This window comes from Clostridium beijerinckii (assembly GCF_036699995.1).
Taxonomy (GTDB): domain Bacteria; phylum Bacillota; class Clostridia; order Clostridiales; family Clostridiaceae; genus Clostridium; species Clostridium helianthi.
Genome location: NZ_CP144906.1, coordinates 2,962,746 through 2,989,033 on the forward strand (window position 1 = coordinate 2,962,746; position 26,288 = coordinate 2,989,033).

Sequence of the window (26,288 nt, forward strand, 5' to 3'; positions counted from 1 at the left end):
ATATATATCCAACTTTAAAACTAGATTTGTGTTATCACTCACCAAAATTATAAGTATATTAATTACGAAAAACTATGAAAATATCCATGAAAGTTCTAAGCAGCGGGGTATATCCACTTTAACCTGCCCAAACTTTTAGTCTGACAAGCTAAACTGCATCATCATGCTCCTTATTTCGGAGATCTATAGAATAGATTCATGTATCAACTTGGTCTATCTATATTTTCTTATAGCTTTTCACTAACAAGTATTTTAAATATAGTGTTCCTCTATTTAATTGATATGATTTATTTATCATAAAACATACCGTTAAAAAATATTTTATCGTCTAAAATTGTTATATTAGTTCCATATTCGTTTGTGATCTTTTCAGATCTTCCTCCTCCAACTGGAATTTTATAAAGATTTTCATTATCTGAATAATTCACATAATAGACATAATCTTTGCTCGCATTCATAAAAGTAGCTTTGTCATTAGATAACTTAGCTTTTCCTGTTCCATCTCCATTTACTTTATATAACTTATCACTATCTGATTTGTTGCTATAAAAAACGGTATCTCCACAAACAGTCATAAATAAAGTTTCATCATCACATACTTTTGTATTCTCACTTCCATTTAATCTCATTCTGTAGATTTTATATCCATCAGATATATTAGTGTAATATATCCATCCATTGCTTACAGTCATATCCTCTGTAGCAGAGGAATTAAGTCTAATTCTACAACTGCCATCTAAAGATATTTTGTATATATTATTTAGATCAATTGAATGTGAATTAGTTCTTTTAACATAATATATCCAATTTCCTTCTACAAACATATTTCCTACTGCTTCATTTGCTATGCATGTGTCCTCTGTTCCATCTGTTTTAACTTTATTTATACTGTGATGAAAGGCATCCTTCCAATTACTGTAGTAAATCCAGTCGTCTACAAGATTAAGATTCCACACTCTATTTGGAATTAATTGTGTATTGTAACTTAAATCACATATATCCTTTCTAGGCGGATCATTTTTCCTTATTTTGTACAAATAATCAGGAGCTGCTCCATAGACATCTCCTACCCTATTTATATAATATATATAATCATTATCTTCTACAGCCATTCCATCATTTACAATATTGCCTGATGAATTAGAAATTTTTGAATCGTCATTTTTAGGTGCATCTGAGTTATTGTAGCAAGTAAAATTAAAATTATATATTTTATCATAAGCTCCATATGAATTTTGATCTGTTCCATTAGATGAAGACTTTTTTACAAAAATCATAACTTTATATTTACCTTCAGTTAATGCATTATTATCTTCTAATGTAAATTCATTATATGCGGGTATTGGATTTGAATATCCATCAGTTAATTCTGTGTAATCTTCATTTTCACTCTTAGCTATAAACACTCTATACTGAACCGGATCATAATTGCCGTAGTCAGAATAATCTCCATCATACTTGGAACTCATATTTATCTTGATAGTGTCACCACTTAGCACTGGATAATGATCAACTCCTGCATATTCGACATATGGATTTTGCTTTTCAATTGATAAACCTGAAACAGTACCAAAATCTGTATGTGAAAAATCAGTTTCAGTTGTATCAGCTTTTGCACTTGTACTACATGTCATAAAAATCAATGATGTAATAGTAATGACTGAGAATAGTCTATTAATAACTTTTTTTGACATCTATACATCCACCCCTGATTCTTTTTATTTTATAAAATATTTATTTACAGCTCTAAGTGATGCATCTGCAACTTTCTGGCTGTTTAGTCTATGCATCATCATCTTTGCATCACCATCATCGCACTCAACAGTCGTTTCCATGAGCACTGCGGGGCACCACGCTGATGATAGCACTGCGAGATTTGGTCTATCTTGAAGTGGATATGTGTTAGTTTTTATGGCACTAGACACTTCTCTCATGAGTATTGTTGCAAATTCTCTTCCTGGTTTTGGAGCAGTAGAATTATATAGTACCGTAGTTCCCCTAAACATATAAACAGACTGCATATTAACATCCAATGGAAGTGAATTATTGTGTATACAGAAAAATAAATCTGCATTCAAAAGATTTGCTGGATCTGTTCTATCTAATAATCCAACATTGCTATCATCATCTCTAGTTATATATATACGATATCCTGCTTTTTCAAGGTTTTCTTTTACTCTTTTAGATATATCCAAATTTAACTGTTTTTCATAAGTGAAATTAGCTGTTGCTCCAAGCTCTGAGCCTCCATGACCAGGATCAATAATTATTATTTTCGAATTATCTTTAACCTTTTCTTCAAATGTAACATCTATAAATGTTTTAAACTCATATTTATTGTCCCCTAAGGAAGAATATCTCCTTTTTACAGGATTTATTTTAACATTAAGTTTTCCAGAAGTCTCAATATCAACTTTTGCTGTATTATTATCAAGTTTATCTATCTTTATATTCTTTATATACTTATTGTCTTTTAAAACTGAATCGAAGTTATCAGCTGCACCAGTAACATTAACATGTGAAATAAGTATTTCAACTTTATTTCCGTCAATGCTTTCAGAATACTTAGGCTCCACGGTATATTTTCTAATATCTCCTGCCTCAGATTCTGTACATGAGTAGGACACTGGAATTCCTAAAGCTCCTTTATGTTCAACTTGATAATATTTAAAAGCATCTTGTTGTAAGTCATAAACTTTGCTATTACTAGCTTCCGTAGTAGTAGTAGTAGTTTCTTCTGCATTGCAATAAGAAAAAGGTAGTATAAAAGTACAGATTAAAAAAATCCCAAAGACCATACATTTAAATTTTTTCATAAATACTTACCTCCACTACATTTTTTCTTTATATCCTATATAGACTTTTCATTCTATTTTTTCATAAATTTGTTTGAACTATTCATTTAATTACATAATATTTATTTTACTTTTCATTCATAATCTTATACATTCTTACCATTTTCTCAATAAGCACATTTTCAGACATGGCAGTCATTAATTGATCTTGTGCATGAACCATAAGTAATGTTATTTTAATTCCTTTTCCATTTATCTCAGCTTGAATCAATTTTGTCTGAGTACTATGAGCTAGTTTAAGTTCTTCTCTAGCCTTTTTTAAAAATTCTTCTGCTTTATCGTAGTTTTTATTTTCAGCTTCATCGAGAGCTTCAAAGGCATATGCTCCTGAATCTCCTGCATGTGATATTATTTCGAATATTTCTTGCTCCATATAGCTTCATCTCCTAATATTATTTATTAAATTGCGGTAAATACCCTTTGTTTAATGAACACAAGTCCTCAAATAGCTTAATTGCAATATCTACTGATGGGACTAGTGGATTATTAGCTAGTGCCATTATAGCTTGATTTGTATTTCCATGTACTCCAGCTTCTATTGTTGATATCTCATAAAATTTTACACTGTGAATAAGACCTAAAATTTTTTCTTCTACAGGTCGTGTCAAAGATAGTGGAGTTGCACCTCTCTTATCTACTAAACAGTTAACTTCAACAACGGAATCGTCTGGAATTCCTTTAATAGTTCCATTATTTCTAACATTTATTGTATGAATGTCTTTTTTATCATTGTATATTGAACTTATAAGTGATACAGCTGCATCCGAATAATATGCTCCACCTCTTTTTTCTAACTCAGGTGGTTTAACATCTAGATTTTTATCCTTATATTTTTCAAATAAGCTTGCTTCAATTTTCTTTACCTGTTCTGCCCGTGTCCCAATAGTTTTGGCTGCATCTTTTTCTTCCTTCAATAATCTATCGGTCATATAGTAATATCTATGATAAGGACATGGTATCATTCCTAAAGCATCTAAAAACTTCTTTGGCCATTTTAAATCTGATATATTTTTCATTGTAAGTTCTGCGCCATCTTTTAATTTTTCTATAACTCTATCAGTTACATTTATGCCTTTATGCCATACATTTCGTCCCCATACTAAATGATTAAGTCCTACATATTCTATAAAAACATCTTTACTGTTCACATCTAACATTGAAACTATATCCATCTTCATGTGTATTGGAACATTACATAGGCCGATACATTTAATATTTGTATATTTCAATACGGCTTCTGTTATAATTCCTGATGGATTAGTGAAATTAATAAGCCATGCATTAGGGCATAATTCTTTTATATCTCTTGAAATATCTAAAATTACAGGAATTGTCCTAAGAGCTTTTGCAAAACCTCCAGGACCAACTGTTTCCTGACCTAATACGTTATACTTTAAAGGGAATTTCTCATCTCGTGCCCTTGCATCTAATCCTCCAACTCTAAATTGTGTAACTACAAAATCAGCATCGCTTAGAGCCTCTCTTCTATTTAATGTAAGAGAAATTCTAATATCTAAATTAGCCTTTTCACACATTCGCTTTGCTAAAGCTCCAACTACATTAAGCTTTTCCTTACCCTCTTCTATATCAACTAAAACTATATCCTTAACCGGAAGTTCATCCTTTCTCTTTATAAAGCCTTCTATTATTTCTGGAGTATAGCTGCTTCCACCGCCAATTATTACAATTTTCAACTCACTCATTTTACGCCTCCAACTTGATTTTGTTATGCAGCATTTATGCAATAACTGCATAACAAATTTAAATTTATAATCAATTTTTATTAATTATTTTCCATGCCCTCTTTAATTAGCTTCTTTTCATATGCTTTTAAGAATGGGAAATATAAAGCAGTTACAATGGCAATATTTATCAATACTAAAATTATCGCTCTCCAGTCTCCACCAGTTGCAAGATACGCACCAATAGGTGCTGGCAATGTCCATGGTGCCAAAATCACTGGTTTAGAAACTAAATTTAAAGTCATAGCAAAGTATGATACACACCCACAAATTAATGGTCCAAGAACAAATGGTATTATCAATAATGGATTTAACATAATTGGAGCTCCAAATATGACAGGTTCATTAATATTACAGATTCCTGGAATTAGGCTTGCTCTAGCGATATCTTTTAAGTATCTTGATTTAGAGCCTAGCATTAATATTACAAGTCCTATAGTTGCTCCCGACCCTCCAATCCATACAAACCATTGAAAAAATGGCTCTGGTGCTATATTAGGAATAGGCTGTCCAGCTGCTTGAGCTGCTACATTAGCATCAAGCATTGCAAGCCATATAGGCCTAGCAACAGTACCAACAACAGAATCTCCATGTATTCCGCATCCCCATAAAAGTGTAATAAGTAATATTGGAACTAATATTCCAGGAAGTGAATTACCTGCAGTTACTAAAGGCGTAAATATACTTAGCACAAATTTTTGAATATCAAAATTTAATAAATCTCTTATGATCCATATTGGGACTATAATAAAAGCTGCTGGAATAAGAGCTGCAAAAGAATTAGCAACTGATGTTGGGACTTCTTTTGGCATTTTAATAGTTAGATTTTTTTCTTTGCATACTCTAAAGATTTCCACAGCAAAAATAGACATTATAATAGCAGTAAACATACCAGATCCGCCCAAACTAGATAACGATAACATCCAGCCATTAGGATCAATATTTAATGGAACATTTGTAAGCAAGAATGCTGCAAGCCCTAAGCTTCCACCAGATAAAGGATCTAGCTTATATGACTTTGCTAGATTATATGCTATTCCAAAAGATGCATATAAGGCCATTATGCCCATACTTAAGCGGTATGGAAACATTATCTGATTAACATATGGAGCCACTAATTGCTTTAACCAGTCATTTGGCGGAACTGCAATTACGAGAAAAAAACTTCCAATTATTATTAGTGGAATAGTAGATACTATACCATCCCTAATAGCTTTTAAGTGCCTCTGCTCAGATAATTTAGTCATTGGTGGCAATAAGTACTTTTCTAGCCAATTAAAAAATTTATTCATACTTCCTCCTTATCATTTATTATAGTTTTTACTTACAATAGCTCTTTATTTGCTTAAGAACTCTTGCTCCACCAAGAGGCGTATATCCCATTGGTTCAATAGTAGTTACTTCAAGGCTATATTCCTTAGCTTGATCTTTAAAACCATTTAATCTATGTCTTACCTGAGGTGCAACTAAAACTAAATCATATTTATTTTGCTGAATTTCATCCTCAAAATCGCTAGTTCCTACTGCTTTGATTTCTAGATCAAATCCTTCTTTATCAGCTTCCTTTTTTATCGCTTGTACAACAATTGCACTAGACATTCCTCCGGAGCAAACCATTAAAACTTTCATAACAATATCCCCCTTCAATTAGCAATATATTTAAATGCTGCTTTACAATATATGTATTTTAGTGCTAACCGTATTATTACCCGCTTTTGGTTTTAATTTAATAAAATTTCATAAAAAATGCTTATGCTTGAAATTTTGTTTCATAGATTAGCAAATTTAAGTTCTACAAAAGAATATTAACAAATAATTATTGACAACTGATAATGATTATTGTTAACATAAATTAAGTACTTTGGAAATTATATTTTAAATCCATGTACGTTGATTAGATAAATATTATTGATACTTTATAGATCACGAAAGGCGGTAAAATCGATGAAAGAACTTCATAATATAGGGTGGTATGCTAGTAAGATATCCCCCAAACTACCTAAAAATGCATTTAAACCAGTACCTTCAAGGCTGTTTGGAGGACTTGCATATGCAATTATTATAATTTGTGGAATACTCACAATTACTCTATGTAGATTTAATAACATTATAAACTTTTTAATATCTTTAGTTTTAGGCTTTAGTTTTGCATCCATAGGCTTTCTTGGCCATGAAATTTTACATGGCACTGTTGTAAAAACACATTGGTTAAAAAACTTGCTTGGAGGGATAGCTTTTTTGCCATTAAGCATAGGTCCAAACCTTTGGATTAAGTGGCATAATATTAGTCATCATGCTAATACTCAACATGAAATAAATGATCCAGATGCTTGGATGAGCTTTGAGCAATTTAGCAATAGATCTTTTATAAAGTACATTTATAAACTTCCTTTGTGGTTTCGCTCACTATTTAGTTTCTCAGCATTAAGTATTTCCTTTACTCTTCATGGAACTCGCATGTTTTTTATATATGTTAAAGAATTTAAAAGACAAAAAAGCATAAAACTATGGATTCAGTTTATACTCCCTTGGATTATATGGATAGGTTTATTCTTCTTAGTTGAAACTGATAAATGGATTTTCTCATATTTACTTCCATTCCTTATAGGAAATTTCATTGTAATGTGTTATATATCAAGTAATCATAGATTAAATCCTCTTGTACCTATAAATGATCCTTTGGTTAATAGTCTTTCAGTAACAGTTCCAAAGTGGCTTGATGTTCTACATTTTAATTTTTCTTACCACACAGAGCATCATCTATTTCCAGGAATGAATCCTAAATACTATTCTCTAGTAAAGGAAGAAATATTAAAACTCTGGCCAGATAGATATCATCAAATGCCGCTTTTAAGTGCTTTGAAGCTTCTTTGGAAAACTCCTAGAATCTATTATAATAACGAGGAATTAATAGATCCAAGAAACAAACGCATATATACTTCACTAGAAAAAGGATTAAAACCTAATAAAATTTCTTATCATAATCTATAGATAAAATTAGAGATATAGATAAACTAATTGAGACTTAAACTTATGCATAAAACTCACCGAAATCATAAATATTTTGTTCCGAAAAGCTATGAAAATATCGCTGAAGGTTCTAAGCAGCAGGTTGTATCCAATTTAGCATGCTCCAACTTTCAGTTTGACAAGCTAAATTGGAACAACCTACAGCTAAGAACCTTTAACAGCTCATTTTCAAATGTTTTCTTCACAAATATATTTATGATTTCTAGTAAAGATATGAGCTTAAAATTCTAGCAATTTTGTAAATCTGTTCATCTAATAAGTCGAATTCTTAAATTGGATATCTATATAAATTATTAAGATTTAATTCGCCATAAATATTAGATTTTTATAAAAACAAAGACTTAAAGTATCTGTTAGTTACTTTAAGTCTTTGTTTTTATCATTTATAGGTTTCCTAATTGAAAATCTGAAATATATTGGAGCAGAGAAATTTTCATAGTCATATTGAACAAATATATGTTCAATTTCGGCTGATATACACATAAGTTCGGCTCTCAATATGGAACCCTATATATAAACAACATTAAACTTAGATTTATGCTACTTCTTTACTCTACATATCTATATTTTCTAATTGATATAGCAAGCCCAATTAAAAAAATAACTACTAGAGATATCATGCTTAAAGTAGATGGAATAAAGGTTCTTCCAATTCCTTCATGTGGACTCAATAAAACTGGTGCACTCCATGGATAGAATGCTGATAAATGTGTATTTACTACTACTATATTTGCGAAAGTAGCTGAAATAACAAATATTATGCCTGGCAATACATTTTTTGTGTAGATGGCCACTGCACAAGTTATACAAACAAGCATAAAGTGAAATAATATCATCTTTAAGAATGATATGAAATAATATATAAGTAAATCCATATCTAAGCTTTCATGCTTTAGTACAAGTCCTAAAATTATTGAAGTAAAGAATACTAATATTAAAGTAATTGCTATAATACAAAGAATACATGCAAGCTTAGAAAATAAAAGCTTCATTCTATTAATAGGGTAAGTAAACATAACATTCATAGTCTTTGTTTCATATTCATGTCCAAATATATAAGCAGCTATTATTCCATAAATTATAGGAGCTACAATATCATTTAGGAAATTTAATATCACATTTAAATAACCTTCCCATAAAAGTAATGAATTGTATTTTTCATTAAAGCCATATATTATAAATGAAATAACAGTTGGAATAAATAGCACTATTGTACAGAATTTAATCTTTGCCTTTCTATACTTAAAAATCTCTGCTAAAATATACTTCATCATAACCTTATTCCTCCTGAAATCCTTACAAAATAATCCTCCAAACCTTCCTTATTTTTAATTAATTCAAATAACTCCACACTATTATTTACTAGTGCTTTGCTTATATAGTTTGTTTTCATTTCTTTTCCCTTTATATTAAGCCTTAAATAGTTGTCATCAATTAATGAACTATCTAAGTTCAAATTTTCATTTAATACTTTTTGCGCTTTTTTCACATCATCAACTTTAACATCAACATATTCCTCGTAACTATTATTGATCTCATTCATCGAAGCTTCCTTTAATAAAATTCCTTTTTCTATAATACCAAGCTTAGTCACTGTAAGTTCTAGTTCACTTAATATATGACTTGATATTATAAAAGTCATATTGTCCTCATTAGCAAGTCTTAGTATGAAATTTCTAAGATCTCTTATTCCTAGTGGATCTAATCCATTAGTAGGCTCATCTAAAATTAAAAGCTTTGGCTTATGAAGAATTGCGCGCGCTATACCAAGCCTTTGTTTCATACCTAATGAGTACTCTTTAACTTTTTTATTCTTATCATTTAAAAGATCAACCTTATCTAAGCACTCATCTATTATGCCCTTGTCTTCCAACCCCATATAATTAGAATGAAGTTTTAAATTCTCATAAGCAGTTAGGTTCTCATAAGACGATGGAAATTCTATAATAGATCCTATATTTCTTAAATAAGAAATATCCTTTTTATTAACTTCTTTTCCCAAAACCGTTATTTTACCACTAGTTGCAGGGATCAATCCTAAGATCATCTTCAAAGTAGTTGTTTTTCCTGCTCCGTTTCTTCCTATAAATCCATATATGTCCCTTTCCTCGATATTAATACATAAGTTACTTACACTTAATTGTGTTCCATACTGTTTTGTTAGATTATCAGTTTTCAATATATAATTCATATTAATATTCCCTTCAAATTGTCTTAAATATTCCCAAGTAAAATAAAAGCTGTTTCTCAACACGCCCCACTTCCATTATACCCCTAAATAACAAAATAATGTATTAAAACTTTATAAGCCTTTATTTGTGGGATTCATACAATCTCTATTATCATTGACGAACAATAGACAATGATAATAGAGAATAGTCCTTTCTACCTAAAAGATAATCATTTAAAAGCCGCGATACGATTGAATTAGTTTACGCAAACATAACATTAAAAAAATTTAATAATTGGACTATTTAAGAGAATAGTTACTGAAAAGTGCTCATAAATCAGCATGTATTAAAATATTCTTAAAAAGTAAATGTATGGGAGGTAGATTTAAAGCGATTGAATGATATTGCGAAAGATAATAAAGTTTAGTTTATTCTAATTGGTAACGGCAACAAATCTAATGAAGAAATTTGACTAATTTGGACATTTACAATTAATGCCTAATATAATATATTACTATCTATACCAATCAAACAAGTAAATGTCTTACAAAAAGACAATAAATTTATGGAGGGAATTTTATGAATTCAGAAACAATATCAATTCTAATTTATGTGGGTATTGGAATCTTAGCGCTATTTATATTACTCTATGGCATAGGATTTACAAGTATCGGAACCGATGAAGTAGGTATAGTAGAAAAATGGTGGAGTTTAAAAGGGTCTGTACCTGCTGATGGTTTAATTGCATTGAAGGGTGAAGCTGGTTATCAGCCAAACGTACTTAGAGCTGGAGTGCATTTTAAAACTCCTTTTAAGTACAAGGTTAAGAAAGTAAGACTTGTAACTATCCCACAAGGACAGATAGGTTATGTATTTGCAAGATCAGGAGAAAGCCTTGCTGATGGACAAACTTTAGGAAAAGTTATTCCTGAGTGTAAATCCTTTCAGGATGTAGTAGCTTTTTTAAATAATAGAGGACAAAAAGGTCCTCAAAGGCAAATTCTTCGTGAAGGTACTTATGCATTTAATCTAGCTCAGTTTATCATAATTACAAAGGATAAAGTACATTCAATATTTACTTCAAAGGATGAATCAGAGCAAATAGAAACTATGAGAAGTGACTTACTTAGAGTTAATGGATTCCTTCCTGTAGTTATCTCAAGCTCAAAAAATCTTGAACAAGATGAATATGGAAATAATATTAAAACTAAAGATACAATTGGTATAGTAACTGTTAATGAAGGACCTACTCCAGATAACGGAGCTATAATCGCTCCAATAGTTGGTGATGGTATTACAAATGAATATTACCATAGTAACTTCCAAGAACCTGAAAAATTCTTAGCTGCTGGTGGTAGAAAAGGTAAGCAGATGCAGGTATTAACAGATGGTGTTTACTTTATTAATAGGTTATTTGCTAATGTGGACATAGTTCCAAAAAGTATTATAGATATTGGTTATGTAGGTGTTGTTGTTAGTTACTTTGGTGAAAAAGGTGAAGATGTATCTGGATCAGATTACTCTCATGGAGAACTTGTTGAGCAAGGCAAGAAAGGTATTTGGAGAGAATGTATGATGCCAGGTAAGTATCCATTTAATACTTATGCCGGTAAGATCATTCCAGTTCCTACTACTAATGTTATATTAAAATGGATTAGCGGTCAGGTTGGAGATCATAAACTAGATGATAATTTAAAAGAAATTAATCTTATAACTAAGGATGCTTTTGAACCTAATCTCCCACTTACTGTAGTGTTTAATATTGATTATAGAAAAGCTTCTTCGGTAATCCAAAGATTTGGTGATATTAAACTTCTTATTGAACAATCACTAGATCCTATGGTTGCAGGTTACTTTAAGAATATTGGACAAACTAAGACTTTAATTGAATTGGTACAAGATAGAAGCGCTATTCAAGAACAAGCTTCTAAAGAAATGAAGGAAAAATTCAAATTATATGATTTAGAATTACAGGAAGTATTAATTGGTACACCTGCTGCTTCTTCAACAGATAAGAGAATTGATCTAATCCTTGCACAACTTAGAGATAGACAAGTTGCATTGGAAGAAATTAAAACAAATGAAGCAAAACAAAAGTCAGCAGAAAAACAAAGAGAACTTAATGAAGCAATTGCTAAAAGTGCAGCTCAGGCAGCGCTTACTCAATCAAGTATCGATATAGAAGTTGCTGATAACAAAGGTAAATCTGAATTAAAACTTGCTGAACAATTAGCTTTAAAGACTCAAAAACTTGCTGAAGCTGATAAGTACAAGAGAACTCAAGAAGCTGATGCTTTAAGATATACAAAAGAAGCTGAAGCTGCTGCTAACGCTAAAGCTACTGAACTTAATGCAGCTGCTAATGCTAAACAAGTAGAATTACAAGCTGGAGCTGAAGCTTTCAAACTTGAAAAAGTCGGTGCAGCTCAAGCTTTAAATATCAAAGCTGTTGCAGAAGCGACTGCAGAACAAGAAACAAAGGTTGGTCTTGCAAAAGGTACTGCTGCTAAAGCCTTAGTTGATGCTTATGGCGGTCCTGAATTACAAGTACAACAAAGCGTATTAACTGCTTTTGCAGAAGCATTAAAGATAAGCAAATCCCCTCTTGTACCACAAACAGTAATTATGGGTGGTGCTGATGGAAAAACTCCTAATGCTATGGAAGGAATTTTAAGTATGATTTTAGCTAACATGGCTAGTGCTAATGGATCAATAGTAAATACTGTTACTCCTACACATTCTGATATAACTAATCAATCAGATAATAGTTCTACTAAAGAATCAAAGATAGCTAAGAAGAAAGATAGCATTTCTGCAAAGGAACCTGAAGTATAGAGCCTATTTTTTTACTTCTAGTATTATATAGATAAACAACATGTAATTTCTGGTGAAGATATGAACTTAAAGTTTTAACAACTTTATAAATATGTTTATCTAATAAGCTAAATCTTTAAATTTCATATCTATAAAAACGAGATGTATCTAAGTAACTTTTGAAGTTATTTGGATACATTTTTTATAATCTCTAGAAATAAATAGAATGTATTTGTTGCAATTCACAATGCACATTTCACAATTCACAGCTATGGTTAAATATCTTATAACACTTTTTAGAATTATCATGAAAAATTATTTTTGCAACATATATATTTCTTTTAGTTTATAAACTTTTGAATCTATGATACAATCAATTATAAAATTGTAAAATCATTTGGATTATATGATTTATTATAGGCATATGAAAGAAAATATACGAGAGTTACGACTTGTTATTTTATGAATAGGCCTTACACTGGAGGGATAAACATGAATGAGAAACAAATAGAAATGATGAAGAAATTAATAGAAGAAAAGAAACAAAAGGGAAATAACACTAAAAATAACAAAAGACCTAAAAAGGTTATTGGACGAATGTTACTAGATAATGGTAAAACAACTCAATAAAACATTATTATTCTAAAGAGGATAATGTAAATCTAAATAAATTTACTTTAACTTCTTATAAAAAGTTCAGTTATTCTTTCTTCAACAAGATCTTACTGATACTTCTGAAGTCGGAATAGCTGGGTTACTATCTATATAATAGATAGCCTGAAACTCTTCTAAAGCTCTCTGTTCATAAGCTTTATAAAGTTATCATGTTTCATTAGTATTGAAAAGTAAATGCTTGAACCAGTTAAGAATGTGTTTGCCATTGGTACAATACTTAAAATTATTAGACTCGCAAGCACCTGCCATTCAATTTTATTACTTTTAAAGTCTATTTCTTTCTTATTTATAAATACTCTGATAAAAAATAATACTAGAAATATGTAGCTTAATACTGTAGATATTGAATATAGATATTCCATTTTATCAAGTCCTTTTATTTATTTTTTATGTACATTACTATTGTATACCTTTATTCAATTAATTTCCACTAAAGTTACATTTTTATAGTTATTTTCTGCTCACCCGACTTGTAATTGCATGTGAAGAAGATCTGTACTACAATAAAGCACTGCGCGTATATGACTTTAGCACAATGCTTTTATATTGAAAATTATGTTAAAGATTTAAGGATATTTCTTCGTACAATTCATCTCTTTCATCTGAGTAAAGCCATCCTTCATCTTCTGCATAATCAAATATTTCTTCTAAAAGTATATTGTATTCTTTAGCAAAAACTGCTGGGTTTCTTTTATATTTATCAATCGTTTTTTCTGGGAAATCGTTCTTTCTCATCTTCTCTTCAAGCACAAGTGCTTTTAAATATGTACTTCCTATGAGTTCTCTAATCACATTATATCTATAACTTCTCGCACTACATATATAAAGCCTGCATATTACTGGTCTCTCTTCATATATAGTGCATAGATTTGTTTCTGTTATGAAATTGCAGTCAGTTTTCTTATCTAATACGTACTGATCAAAATCCCTATAGTAATTTCTCTTTTTAACTAACTTTTCCTCCACGAAATTAGAAGCTGCTTCATTATCCCACTTACTTAGTTTATTTACGCATACATTATCCATTTCTACAGACCAAGACTTTTTGCAGCAGCTCTCCTCGCACCCATTACAATCAAGAGGATTATTACTTAAAAATATATCAATAGCATCTAACACATCTTTAACTGTTGTATTTTTAGTAATTTTATCATAATTTACTTTTCCTTCGTCATCAAATAGTAATTTCATTTTATAGTTCCTCTATTTCAAATTATTTTTTCTTAATAAAAAGAGCCTAAAGCAGAAAATTTTCAAAAAATACTTTCAACTTTAGGCTAAAATTTTTAGTCTGTTAATATTCAGGTAGTTAAATAATAACTACCTGTAAATTTTTAATTTCCCCAAGAATGCTTCCGAGACACAAAATGTGGAAGTCGCTTTTTGTAAGTAAAATAGTTTTATATTATAATAGTTAATACTATTAGTAACGCTATAATTTATTACTTAAACTTTCTCTTTCTAGCTTCTTCTGACTTTTTCTTTCTTTTTACGCTTGGCTTTTCATAGTGTTGTCTCTTTTTTGCCTCTGAAAGGATTCCAGACATTGAACATTTCTTTTTAAATCTTCTCAATGCTTGCTCTAGAGATTCGTTTTCTCCTACTTTAATTTCTGACATACTTTTATCCCTCCCTCCGGCGCTGTATTGTAAACCACATTAATAGTTTACAAATATAAACTCATAATATACTATACATTATTTACTAAAATGCTGTCAATGCCCTAATAGTTTAGTAATAAAGTCTTATGATACTTCTAAGCTAGATATTCTGTGGGCCTCTGCACTTTTTAATGTATATAAAAAAAATCTGACAGGTGAATTTATTTTTTTATTCTCCTGATTGAATTCAAGATTATTTGAAAATATTGTTTTATAATTTACCTACAGATTTAATTGCATTATATTTTTCTACGAAAATAAAATTATTATACTTTGTAAAGATTTTCCTTTCAGGGGTAGTTCCTAAAATATAAAAGAACTCCCACATAGAATGAGAGCTCTTTTTACGAATCGAAAATTAAGAAATTTATATCCTATTAATTTCAAGAATTAGGATAGTCAGTAACTGATTGTTTCATATTACCAGATTTTGCTGTATTACCTGTATTATTTACTACATGTGTTATCTCACCATTACCAGATAAATATACGGAACATGCATGGTGTACTTTAACTCCAGACGCATTTGGAACCTCTATTCCATTATTTTCTGATACTACAGCATCTCTAAAGTATGAGTAAATTCCTGATCCAAAAAGCTGATGAGAAGTAACTGAATCAGCTACCTTGTAAGAAGCATATCCGTTTTGAGTACCATTATTGCTCATCCAAGATGCTTGATTTGGAACATCATATGGTAATTCACTTTGATAGAAGTATACTTTTCCGCCATTACCATTCCATATAGTTTGATACTCCTTAAAATGCTCCACAAACAATCCATATAGTGTAACATTATTACCATTTACAATAACACCATTTTTTGCATTGTTAACTGTCCAGCCTACTCCTGTACCATGATCCGCACGCCATACCCAGAAATCATCGCCTATAACGTTATTACTATTTATTTTTAGACTTGTATCAGCATTTCCTACTGCTGCCCCACCAATTCTAAAGAATAAATCACTTAGACTTGTAGGATTAGCTGAGTGATCAGCGGAACTTCCATCTTGTCCAACTTTCAATAATACTGGTGAATTCTTTGCTCCAGCATCAAATAGAATTCCAGAAACCTTTACTCCGTCAACATCGGAAATATTCATTGCAGCAGTACCATTGTCTGGGATCAAAGTTGCAAGTCCAAGACCTAATATAACTGTATTAGACTTTGTTACATTTATAGCATCACTAAGATGATATACTCCAGGGGTAAATATAATGTTCTTTCCTTGGATAAGGGCTGCATTTATGCTTTCAGCTGTAGATGTATCTGGTTTTGCTATATAGAACTGATCTATAGGTAATGATGTACCTTGTCCTAGACCATTTGCCCAAGTTATCCCTTGAGAATTCTTCCTAAGATCAGGAACAAAAACTTGGTAATTTCCATTATCATCAATATAAAGAAATGGTTTTTCTCTAATAGCTGGTGTTTGACTGACTACTGTATCTGGTGTTGATGGATATGCATTGTCATCTGTAGGTGCTCCATTATTCCCCACAAAAACCATGTTCCAGTTTGCGCCATTCCAAGACCCCATTTGACTGTTTCTAGTAAAGAATTGTTGTTGTGATCCGGAAGTAATTGAATTATCAATCTTTGAATCAGCTATAAATCCACCACTAGACCAAGCTCCATCATAATTAGTTCCAAGTGGATCCCATAAAGACAATCCACCTTTAATGTGAACACGTCTCATTGGTGCAGCTTGTGATACTGCCCAAGTCAAGGTGCCTGCTGGCGCTAAATTATTAGAAGAATAAGTTGGAGTCACAGCAACATTTTCAACCGATCTCCAGAAGTTACAAGTCGCATTTCCACCCATCCAATCTGCTTCACAACGTACTGCACCAGTTATATTAACAGCATCTGGTGTCTTTCCAAGTCCTAATACAGACGTAAAGAAACCTACATTTACATTTACGTTATATGAACCTGGCTTAAACAAAAAGGCATATCTTTCATTTCCAAACTGATTTGTCTCCATCTTACTAAATACGCTATCAACAGTATTTTGGATATCAGAACTTGGCATTGATGGATCAAATATTTTAACATTTTGACCTAAATCTACATTATTTACTGTATTACCATCTGGAGTACCGTATACTTCAAATTCCCATAGAGAGTACCCATACTGTGTAGTTCTTGCTGTTCCAAGCATTCTTATATATCTTCCAGTTGCAGTAGAATTAAAAGTTATGTTTTCTACTCCTCCTGTTCCTCCTGTTTTTGTATAAGCATCTATCCAATTTTTATTATCAGTTGATACTTGTATCTTATAATCTTTTGCAGCAGCAGTTTCCCAATTTAGTTTTACTCCTGAGATATTATAACTTCCACCTAAATCAATAGATATCCATTGAGGATCGCTGCCTTGAGCAGACTCCCACCTAGTTCCTGCATTTCCATCAACAGCTAAAGAAGCAGTATTTCCACCTGTAACTGAAGATGAAGTTGCCGACTTATTTAACGCAATATTAGTTGCTACTGCTACACTTTCTGTAGATGCATTTGAGGTAATTTCACTGTTTGCTCCTAAACTTACAGTTTCAGCCTTTGTGATAAATGAAGTTGACATAAACATAGTAGTAAAGACAGCCATTGAAAGAGTTAATGATAAAATTCTTTTATTTCTCCTAATCATTATTAAACTACCTCCTAAAAATACAATTTAACCTTATATTTTGAATATTTAGCTTCTTAATTAAAAATACTCTACATGTTTTGTTGCAACAAAGACATTAATTTACTTAACTGTTTTGAGGTTAAGTTTTATATTTTACTTCACTAATACCTAATACTAAAGCGCTTTAGTATTAAGAATGATGAAGATAAATATCATATTATTAAACTTATTTAACTGAATTTATTTAATTAGTAACTGGAAGTAGTTTTTGTGTCAAGAACTCAATTGAAACGTATACATAAAATACTTCCTTTTACTAAATAACAAGAATTTGATTTATTAGATGACTATATTTACAAAGTTGCTAAAACTTTTAAGTTCATATCTTCACTAGAAATCATAAATATATTTGTAACCGCAAGGGTCATAATATGGAGAAAACATTTGAAAATGAGCTATCAATAATATTTCTTTATTCATTGGTGATTTCATTATAAATGAGAATTTTATAGTTATGTAAAGAATTATTTTTATGATATGATGCTTGTGATGTGTATGCTTTACTTTATATCTTGATAATACTCTGATAAAAATCCAAAGTAAACACCCATTTCTCTAAACGTATATATTTTAGAATAAAACGTAAATCTACAGTGTGTTTTTTGTAAATATTCTTTTTATTCTTAAAAATGTGTGTTTAATTCTTATAAAAATGCAAAAGCCATCCATTTCACTGGATGACTTTCTATAATGTTAATATAACTTGAATAATTTAACTGCTGTTTTTGCAATTTTATATACAGGAGTTTCAAGCTCTCTACTTGCATTTTTAAGTTCCTTTCGAATCTCTATATGCTGTGGACAATGGTTTTCGCATTTACCACATTCAACACATTGTGAAGCGCTGCTTGGATTTTTACGCACTGCAGTGCACATTAGATAATTATGCCTGCCTGACTTTTTATTCTCAGAATACATGAGATTGTAGGAATGAAAAGTTCCTGGTATATCTACCCCCTTAGGACATGGCATACAATATCCACATCCTGTGCAGCCAACTTTAATATTTCTATTTAGCTCATTTTTAATCTGTTCTATTAATTCAAAATCTTCTTTTGTGAATTCATTAATCTCAACATTGCTTGCAATATCTATATTTTCACGAAGCATTTCAAGTGAGTTCATTCCTGATAATACGCATGTAACCTCAGGCTGATTCCAAAGCCATCTAAATGCCCATTCTGCTGGAGTACGTTTTTTTGAATTTTCCTTTATTATGTTCTTAGCTTTTTCAGGTAATAAATTAACTAATCTTCCACCACGTAATGGCTCCATTATAATTACAGGAAGACCTTTTTTATTAGCTGCCTTTAATCCTCTTTTTCCCGCCTGGCTATGTTCATCTAAATAATTATATTGAATCTGGCAAAAGTCCCAATCATAAACCTCTAGTAGCTGAAGAAAAGTTTCTGTATTTCCATGATAGGAAAAGCCAACATTACGAATTTGCCCATTTTGAACTTTCTCTTTTAACCAATCATCTGCTCCTAATGCTTTCAGTCTGTTCCAAGTCTGAACATCAGTAAGCATATGCATAAGGTAATAATCAACATAATCTGTTTGGAGTCTTCTTAATTGTTCTTTAAAATACTTTTCTAAATCCTTCTTTGACTTAACCATAAAATGTGGGAGCTTTGTTGCAATAAATATTTTCTCTCTACATTTATTTCTTTTTAAAATTTCCCCAAGTGTAGCCTCACTACCTGGATAAACATAAGCCGTATCAAAGTAATTCACACCGTTATTTATCGCTTCCATAATTTCTTTTTCTGCTTTATCTATATCAATGCTGGCCCCTTTTCTAGTAAAACGCATACATCCATAACCTAATATTGATAGCTTATTTCCATTTTTATCTTCTCTATATTTCATTTTTGAAGATTCCTCCACAGAATCCATCATTATAACCACCTCATCAACAATTTATATAATATATGTATATTATAACAGATTGAACTTTTTGCCAATAGCAGATCTGATATTATTTCATTAAGAAGAATATGGTAATTCTGACTCTAAAATATGATTGATTGTTAATTAATTTTAGTCTAATATTGTTGTTACCGCTCAGTAAATTGCTTTAATGATAAATATATATTTGAAATCATAGTAAAGCAAATGCTGAGTTCAGATTAAGATGTAAAAATCTAATTACTATAAAATATAAATAAAAATTTCTAAGACAGGAGAATAGAAAATGAAAACTAAAAGAAACTATGGTTTTAATGACTACTTTGAGTTGTTTTTATATGCTCTTGCTGTGATTTGTTCTATTTATTTTCTTATTAGGGGCGATATGCAAAGAACACTTCAACCCATATTAATAATCCTAGTGTTAACTTTTATAAAAGTATTAATAAATAAAAGTAGAATTCCAATTTCGACTGGCTTAAGATTTTCTGTTTTAGCATTTATTTTTGTTACTATGTTTTTTGCTAATGAATTTAAAGGTTATTCATTTATACCTTATCTTGATAAAATAGAACATCTGTCGTCAGGGGTTATACTCTTCTATATAGGTTCGTTAATATTGGAACTTATAAATAAAAATGAAACAAATAAGCTTAATATAAAAACAATTATCCTTTTTAGCCTTTTCTTTGCAATAGCTATGGCTGGAGTTTGGGAAATTTACGAGTTTACAACTGATAGATTATTTGGTCTTAGAAGCCAAAATAATAGTCTAGTGGATACTATTGGGGACATTATCTGCGGAAGTATTGGCGCCCTATTTACTAGCATTTACACTTACAAAAATTTTAAAGTAAACTTTAAAGTTTCATCAGAAGTGATTGGTGATTCTGACAACTTATAAAATAGATTTTAATTATATCTTTAAGATAAATAGTCTATATTTGCACATTAATTAAAGGCGTCTAGTAAATTTAGACGCCTTTAATTTTTTCTTTATACATAAATGAAAAGCTGTCGAAGTTATCGACAGCCTAAGGCTTCCTTTCGGAATCTGATTTTATTAATTTTTGAAATCTTCAGGCTTTAAGCTGTTTACATACCCTAGAACATCATCTAATTTCTTTGAACAACACATTGCATCTGTGCCGCCACCATGATAGTAAACACAAAATTGTCTTTTATTTAAATAAAAGATATGGTAACTTCTCTCGCCTACTTGTCTTTGTCCTAAGCAAACCTCATCATCATAATCTATTAAATTTCTCAACACTTTGTTGCTAGCATCTACGTCTTTCATTCCATCTATTTCAGAAAATCTTGAAAAGAATTTAAAACTATCCATTGTTTTCATACATCTCACTCCATTCACAAAGCTTTATTAATTAATAATAATTATTCGTTAATAAAATTATAGCATAACTTTCATGAGTTGTATATTGTTTCTAAATTTTTTTCTTATAGATTATTGATAATACTTTATTTTAAAGATATTATCTAAATTCTGTTGTTCCATCAGGATATTGTGCAAATCTTCCTTTTTCTCTTGGGTGAACAAAATCGTCACGTTCCCATGGCCAGCCTCCAAAACCAGTGCTCTTATAGTCTGCAAAAGCATCCATAATTTCCTTATCTGATGTCATAACAAAAGGTCCATAACTTACAACTGGCTCTCCAATAGGTTCTCCTTCTAAAAGCAAAATACAGCTTTCTTTAGAACCATTTTCTATTTTTATAACTTCATCACCTGCAAGTTTTACACTATTATAAACATCAATATCAGTTCCTTCAATCCGTATTGTCTCTCCCTCATAGAAATAAATAGTTCTATTTAATGTTGAAGATACCTTTTGAAGTTCTATACTTGCTTCAGGTTCCATACGTATAATACATATTCTTACATGATTATTCTCTTTACTTGCCCATGAATTAGGCGAAGGTTCTAAGCTTTTAGTACCATTATAAGTACCCGAAATAATTCTTACAGTACTTGTTTTTCCATTATTGTCTTTTGAGTTTATAACAGGTATATCCTCTGCCCAAAGCATTTTATAATGTGGTTCAACGAATTTATCTTTCTTAGGCAGATTGAGCCAGATTTGAAATAATTCTAGTGGATTTTCCTTTTCAGTATTAACCAAAGGGAACATTTCTGTGTGATTACAGCCTCTACCTGCAGTCAGCCACTGCACATCATTGGCTCCATAGCGTCCTGTAGCACCAGCTGAATCAGCATGATCAACATATCCATCTAGAACTATTGTGACTGTTTCAAACCCTCTGTGAGGATGCTGAGGGAAGCCTGGAATGGTATCTCCATGATACATGTTCCATCCATCAATTCCTCTAAAGTCGTTGCCAATAGTTCTCCCATACAAAGAAGCATCTGGTCCCATCTCACTATTGCCCTTTGGATAAGCATCCTTGTGATGTGCACAAAATATAAAAGGATCACTTGTCTGCCACTGTGAACTTAGCTTACTTATTTTAAGTATATTATTTTTTTCCATTTCGTAACCTCCCTTGATACTTCATATAATTTATAAATAGTCTTTAATAATTCCCCTATGATATCAATCAAGTTAGAATTATCTAATTTTTAAAAAATATATTGATTAAATTTTCTCCATTTTATTATATGTTACTTTTGTAAAATCAATCAAAGCTTATAAATTTTATTAATTGATAATGATTATTATTTATTGATAAAATTATAGCACAGCTTTCATTATTTGTATATTGCTTCTAATAATTTATTGCATTTTATTAATACTTAGTATATAGGAAAAATTTCTCTACTGTATACATATTCTTTGCAAAGTCCGTAAGTCTATCTGAAATATTGAGCCATTTATATTTAATAAAATGAATTGAGAAAACTTTAACAATAAATTTCACGCTTTATATGCAATATCGTAAATGAACGATATTGCTATAGAATTATTTAATATTACATATTAATAATTTTTCTCTTTAATTTCAGCGAAGTAGTGGTAAAACATCTGTATCAATGTTTTTTAGCATAAACATTATGTAATTAACTTATAAAGTAAAAAAAGGTTATTAAAGGTGATAAAAAAATAACAATTTTGCTCGAAAAATGTTGATTAATTGTAATATATTCTATATAATTATCTTTAAAGGATGGAAAAATAATCTTTTCTCCAAACTTTAAAATAATATATGAAAGTGAGGATATCATATTGAACCAGGTAAACGGAACAAAAGAATGGTCTAATCCTAGTCCCGCAGGCCTAGTTGCTTTAGCAGTAGCAAGTTTCTGCTTTTTTGCCTTATTATCAGGAAGAGTAACAAGCGGAGCCTTGCCACTTCTTGGATGCTGGCTTATTGGAGGTTTTGTCGTACAAGTTGTAGTTGCTTTAATCGATTTAAAAGGTGGCAATACTACTGGGGGAAACACATTTTTATTCTTTAGTGCATTTTTTATGTTAACAGGCGGAATTGAAATGCTCATTAAATTTAATGCAGTAACTAACGGAATTTCTCTAGATACGCGCATGGATGGTTGGGCATGGTTAGTACTTAGTATTTCACTTATCATGTGGACACCAGCATTCCTCAAAACACCATTAGTGTTATCCCTAATCGTTTTTGCTTTAGATCTATCTTCGCTCTGTATTTCTCTAATTGATTTAGGAGTATTACCAAAAATTTTTTCAAATATACCTGCCTTTGGATTATTAATAGCAGGTATTTTAGGAATTTATCTTGCCGCTGCAATTATTGTTAATACCGCTTTCGGTAGACAAGTCTACCCTTCACCAGGTCCAATTATTAAATAGATATCGTCACTTTAACTGCACTAATCTATTTACTAAAAAGTAAATGTATACATAAAATAAAATCTCAGGTTCAACAGTAACCTGAGATTTAGAATAAAAATAAAGACTAAAGTTCTCCTATATACAAATAATATTGGAGAACTTTAATCTTTATTGTTTTTTCTTCTTTAGAGGACATCTTATAGGTACACAAAGGATGCAAAGCTATAACAATATCTCTGTGCACAAATAAAATTCACCTTACTTTAATGCATTTAAAGCAGCTTCGTAATTTGGTTCTGATGTTACTTCCTCGCAATATTCTACATGAGTAACCTTGTTATTTTCGTCAACTACAAATACTGCTCTTGTTAGCAGACCTAATTCCTTAATGTAAGTTCCGAATTCCTTACCAAAGCTCCTATCCTTATAATCTGATAATGTTTGTACTGCATCAATGCCTTGATTTCCGCACCATCTTCCTTGCGCAAAAGGTAGATCCATTGATACTACATATATCTTTACATTATTTAATTTTCCAGCTTCTTCATTAAATTTTCTTACTTCAAGATCACATACTGGTGTATCTATTGATGGAACACTTACATATGCTCTCTTTCCTGTAAAATCTTTTGAATTAACAGCATTTAAACCATTATCTGTTACTACGAAGTTTGGCGCAGTATCACCGACTTTAATTTCTCTTCCTTCTAATGTTACTTCATTTCCTTGAAATTTAACTTTCATAATTCATTCCTCCTAAATTATTAATATTATATTTTAACTATTTTCTTAGTGGTTTATCAAATATTTTTCTGCTCCATATATACTAACGGCTCCATCAGCAGCAGCTGTAAGTACTTGCCTAACTTCTTTTGTTCTAATATCTCCTATGGCAAATATACCATCTACATTTGTTTTACAGCTTTCATCTGCAATAATATAACCATTTTTATCTAAAGCTACTAAGTCCTTAACTAATTCTGAAGATGGATCACTTCCAATTGCTACAAAAACACCATTAACTTCTAAATTATCTATCTTACCATCTTTATTATTTTTAATTTCTATACCACTTAATTTTTCTTCTCCATTAAGTTTTGTAACTCCACTATTCCAGATTATTTCTACATTATTTGCTTCAAATAACTTTTTTTGTGCAGATTTATTTGCTCTAAGTGAATCTCTTCTAACAATTACATACACTTTTTCAGCAATTCTTGAAAGATGAAGTGCATCTTCTACTGCTGTATCTCCACCACCTACAACAGCAACTACTTTTTTTCTAAAGAAGCCTCCGTCACAAGTAGCACAGTATGATACCCCCTTACCTGTAAGTTCTTCTTCTCTATCGATTCCTAATTTTTTAGGCTTTGCACCCATTGATAAGATTATGACCTTACTTTCATAAGTATTCACGCCAGTTATAACTTTTTTTATATCTCCATCAACTTTTATATCTATTACTTCTTCATATTTCATAATGCTTCCAAAATCTTTTGCATGTTCATACATAGTATTGGCAAGTTCTGAACCTGTTATGCTGCGAAAACCAGGATAATTTTCCACTTCATTTGTAGTAACTATCTGGCCACCTTCATATTGTTTTTCAAGCATTAATGCATTTAATCCCGCTCTACCTGCATATAATGCTGCTGTAAGGGCAGCTGGTCCTCCTCCAATTATAATAATATCTTTCATATTACCAACACCTCTCCTAATAATCATTTATATATTCTTTGATAATATACAATTTATAAAAATTCCAATAAGTTGTTCTAAATTAATAATTTAATTTTATAAAATTAAATTTTGTTATATTGTATTTTATAATATTATATTAACTTTAATGATAAAATTAGTCAACTGTTTTCCAATAAAAAATTTGATATTTATTAAAAAATTATTGCATATAGATAACATAATCATAAACTATAATTAAACTATGAAATATCTTTCAATCAGAAATCATAAATATATTTTCATAGCTTTTTGGAACAAAAGTGCGTTATTCATTTCGGTGAGGCACACTCATAAGTTCAGGTCTTAGTTTAGTTATCTATAATTCTTAGATATTTTCATTATTCTTATTCTGAGTTTTAATTCTTTATGTTTAAACACAAAAAATATATAATATATATATTGCAAAAATAATCCTTCATCATAATTCTAAAAATACTACAAGAATTTTATCCGTAATTGTGAATTGTGAAATGTGCATTGTGAATTGCAAAATATATAGGAAAACTATAGCCTAGGCCTATAAATATAACTTCACCGAAATTGGTAATATATATTTATGCTAAGTATCTTAACAGTGTTTCAAAGTAAAAATATGTATTACTTCAGTAGATTTAAACATAAGCCTAGTTTCAGATAGGAGAAAATAATAATTATGAATTTTATTAATCATTTTAAAACTATAACTAACCATAAACTATTAGTTATGAAATATTGTTTTAAAGTAGGTTTATATAAACAAGGATTCCTTCATGATTTATCAAAGTACTCGTTTGTAGAGTTTTCAGCTGGAATAAAGTATTATAAGGGGTATGCAAGTCCTAATGGTGTTCAAAAAGCTGTTGAAGGATATTCATCAGCATGGCTACATCATAAGGGTAGAAATAAGCATCATTTCGAGTATTGGATTGATTATGGAGTAAATGAAGTAGAAGGTCTTAAAGGAATGAAAATGCCTGTTAATTATGTTGTAGAAATGTTTATAGACAGGGTTTGTGCTTCAAAAAATTATTTAAAAGAAAAATATACTGATGAAAGTCCTCTTAGTTATTACGAAAATAGGAAACATTATTATGTATTACATGAAGATGTACGTGCTCTTTTAGAAAATTTGCTTAATAAACTAGCCAATGAAGGAGAAGACAAAACTTTTTCATATGTTAAAAACAACATTCTGAAAAATACAGAAAAATTTTATAGTAAAACACTCTAGT

At 30.5% G+C, this 26,288-nt stretch carries 23 protein-coding genes; 6 read left to right on the top strand and 17 right to left on the bottom strand.

The annotated features are described in order from the left end of the window. Positions 1–287: 287 nt before the first annotated feature. From PZA12_RS13715 to PZA12_RS13740, 6 genes are all read right to left on the bottom strand, one after another. Positions 288–1,694 (bottom strand): DUF5050 domain-containing protein, encoded by a 1,407-nt coding sequence (locus tag PZA12_RS13715; RefSeq protein WP_103699071.1) that lies wholly within the window; start codon positions 1,692–1,694, stop codon positions 288–290. Between the two features lie 24 nt (positions 1,695–1,718). Continuing rightward, entirely contained in the window at positions 1,719–2,816 is a 1,098-nt protein-coding gene (locus PZA12_RS13720) for an N-acetylmuramoyl-L-alanine amidase (RefSeq protein ID WP_103699070.1), read from the bottom strand. Between the two features lie 106 nt (positions 2,817–2,922). Next, positions 2,923–3,228 carry a PTS lactose/cellobiose transporter subunit IIA gene (locus PZA12_RS13725; RefSeq protein ID WP_103699069.1) on the bottom strand — a complete coding sequence of 102 codons (306 nt, stop codon included), beginning with the start codon at positions 3,226–3,228 and terminating at the stop codon, positions 2,923–2,925. Between the two features lie 19 nt (positions 3,229–3,247). Further along, positions 3,248–4,558, bottom strand: a complete 1,311-nt coding sequence (locus PZA12_RS13730; RefSeq protein ID WP_103699068.1) for a 6-phospho-beta-glucosidase — start codon at positions 4,556–4,558, stop codon at positions 3,248–3,250. Positions 4,559–4,638: 80 nt separating this feature from the next. After that, positions 4,639–5,889 carry a PTS sugar transporter subunit IIC gene (locus PZA12_RS13735; RefSeq protein WP_103699067.1) on the bottom strand — a complete coding sequence of 417 codons (1,251 nt, stop codon included), beginning with the start codon at positions 5,887–5,889 and terminating at the stop codon, positions 4,639–4,641. Positions 5,890–5,917: 28 nt separating this feature from the next. After that, the gene (locus PZA12_RS13740) at positions 5,918–6,226 is read right to left on the bottom strand and encodes a PTS sugar transporter subunit IIB (protein WP_103699066.1); all 309 of its coding nucleotides are present in this window, start codon (positions 6,224–6,226) and stop codon (positions 5,918–5,920) included. Between the two features lie 315 nt (positions 6,227–6,541). On the opposite strand from PZA12_RS13740, the gene PZA12_RS13745 reads away from it, so the two are divergent. Continuing rightward, the gene (locus PZA12_RS13745; protein ID WP_103699065.1) at positions 6,542–7,588 is read left to right on the top strand and encodes a fatty acid desaturase family protein; all 1,047 of its coding nucleotides are present in this window, start codon (positions 6,542–6,544) and stop codon (positions 7,586–7,588) included. A gap of 587 nt (positions 7,589–8,175) precedes the next feature. Here PZA12_RS13745 and PZA12_RS13750 read toward each other — a convergent pair. Together PZA12_RS13750 and PZA12_RS13755 are read right to left on the bottom strand one after the other, a co-directional pair. Continuing rightward, positions 8,176–8,901 (bottom strand): ABC transporter permease, encoded by a 726-nt coding sequence (locus PZA12_RS13750; protein WP_103699064.1) that lies wholly within the window; start codon positions 8,899–8,901, stop codon positions 8,176–8,178. Next, the gene (locus tag PZA12_RS13755) at positions 8,898–9,818 is read right to left on the bottom strand and encodes an ATP-binding cassette domain-containing protein (RefSeq protein WP_103699076.1); all 921 of its coding nucleotides are present in this window, start codon (positions 9,816–9,818) and stop codon (positions 8,898–8,900) included. Before PZA12_RS13755 ends, PZA12_RS13750 begins: the two co-directional genes overlap by 4 nt. A gap of 559 nt (positions 9,819–10,377) precedes the next feature. Between PZA12_RS13755 and PZA12_RS13760 the strand changes: the two genes are divergently transcribed. Further along, complete coding sequence (locus PZA12_RS13760; protein WP_103699063.1) at positions 10,378–12,633, top strand: SPFH domain-containing protein; 2,256 nt, start codon at positions 10,378–10,380, stop codon at positions 12,631–12,633. A 471-nt stretch (positions 12,634–13,104) separates the two neighbouring features. Beyond that, positions 13,105–13,242: a hypothetical protein gene (locus PZA12_RS13765; RefSeq protein ID WP_023975606.1), complete on the top strand. Its 138-nt coding sequence runs from the start codon at positions 13,105–13,107 to the stop codon at positions 13,240–13,242. Positions 13,243–13,400: 158 nt separating this feature from the next. Here the strand turns inward: PZA12_RS13765 and PZA12_RS13770 are convergent, their stop codons facing one another. The 5 genes from PZA12_RS13770 to PZA12_RS13790 all read right to left on the bottom strand — a co-directional run bounded on the left by PZA12_RS13770 (position 13,401) and on the right by PZA12_RS13790 (position 19,543). Next, positions 13,401–13,649 (bottom strand): hypothetical protein, encoded by a 249-nt coding sequence (locus PZA12_RS13770; protein ID WP_017210548.1) that lies wholly within the window; start codon positions 13,647–13,649, stop codon positions 13,401–13,403. A 196-nt stretch (positions 13,650–13,845) separates the two neighbouring features. Further along, on the bottom strand, positions 13,846–14,478 hold the full coding sequence (locus PZA12_RS13775; protein WP_077840393.1) for a YkgJ family cysteine cluster protein: 633 nt from the start codon (positions 14,476–14,478) through the stop codon (positions 13,846–13,848). A gap of 251 nt (positions 14,479–14,729) precedes the next feature. After that, positions 14,730–14,906 carry a 30S ribosomal protein S21 gene (rpsU, locus tag PZA12_RS13780; protein WP_012058882.1) on the bottom strand — a complete coding sequence of 59 codons (177 nt, stop codon included), beginning with the start codon at positions 14,904–14,906 and terminating at the stop codon, positions 14,730–14,732. Between the two features lie 425 nt (positions 14,907–15,331). Further along, positions 15,332–17,599: a discoidin domain-containing protein gene (locus tag PZA12_RS13785; protein ID WP_103699062.1), complete on the bottom strand. Its 2,268-nt coding sequence runs from the start codon at positions 17,597–17,599 to the stop codon at positions 15,332–15,334. Positions 17,600–18,334: 735 nt separating this feature from the next. Next, positions 18,335–19,543, bottom strand: a complete 1,209-nt coding sequence (locus PZA12_RS13790) for an aldo/keto reductase (RefSeq protein ID WP_078115445.1) — start codon at positions 19,541–19,543, stop codon at positions 18,335–18,337. Positions 19,544–19,838: 295 nt separating this feature from the next. Between PZA12_RS13790 and PZA12_RS13795 the strand changes: the two genes are divergently transcribed. After that, positions 19,839–20,456: a hypothetical protein gene (locus PZA12_RS13795; protein WP_103699323.1), complete on the top strand. Its 618-nt coding sequence runs from the start codon at positions 19,839–19,841 to the stop codon at positions 20,454–20,456. Between the two features lie 159 nt (positions 20,457–20,615). On the opposite strand, the gene PZA12_RS13800 is transcribed toward PZA12_RS13795, so the two are convergent. Together PZA12_RS13800 and PZA12_RS13805 are read right to left on the bottom strand one after the other, a co-directional pair. Beyond that, complete coding sequence (locus tag PZA12_RS13800; RefSeq protein WP_017210553.1) at positions 20,616–20,906, bottom strand: hypothetical protein; 291 nt, start codon at positions 20,904–20,906, stop codon at positions 20,616–20,618. Between the two features lie 139 nt (positions 20,907–21,045). Then, positions 21,046–22,062: a pirin family protein gene (locus tag PZA12_RS13805; protein WP_078115443.1), complete on the bottom strand. Its 1,017-nt coding sequence runs from the start codon at positions 22,060–22,062 to the stop codon at positions 21,046–21,048. A gap of 693 nt (positions 22,063–22,755) precedes the next feature. On the opposite strand from PZA12_RS13805, the gene PZA12_RS13810 reads away from it, so the two are divergent. Next, the gene (locus PZA12_RS13810; protein ID WP_077843332.1) at positions 22,756–23,355 is read left to right on the top strand and encodes an acetate uptake transporter family protein; all 600 of its coding nucleotides are present in this window, start codon (positions 22,756–22,758) and stop codon (positions 23,353–23,355) included. 240 nt (positions 23,356–23,595) lie between these two features. Here the strand turns inward: PZA12_RS13810 and tpx are convergent, their stop codons facing one another. Continuing rightward, entirely contained in the window at positions 23,596–24,081 is a 486-nt protein-coding gene (gene tpx / locus PZA12_RS13815; protein ID WP_077843333.1) for a thiol peroxidase, read from the bottom strand. Positions 24,082–24,126: 45 nt separating this feature from the next. Further along, a complete protein-coding gene (gene trxB, locus PZA12_RS13820) occupies positions 24,127–25,035 on the bottom strand; it encodes a thioredoxin-disulfide reductase (protein WP_078115442.1) in 909 nt (302 codons plus the stop codon). 694 nt (positions 25,036–25,729) lie between these two features. On the opposite strand from trxB, the gene PZA12_RS13825 reads away from it, so the two are divergent. Continuing rightward, positions 25,730–26,287, top strand: coding sequence for a DUF5662 family protein (locus PZA12_RS13825; RefSeq protein WP_078115441.1), 558 nt, complete (start codon positions 25,730–25,732; stop codon positions 26,285–26,287). Position 26,288 lies beyond the last annotated feature (1 nt).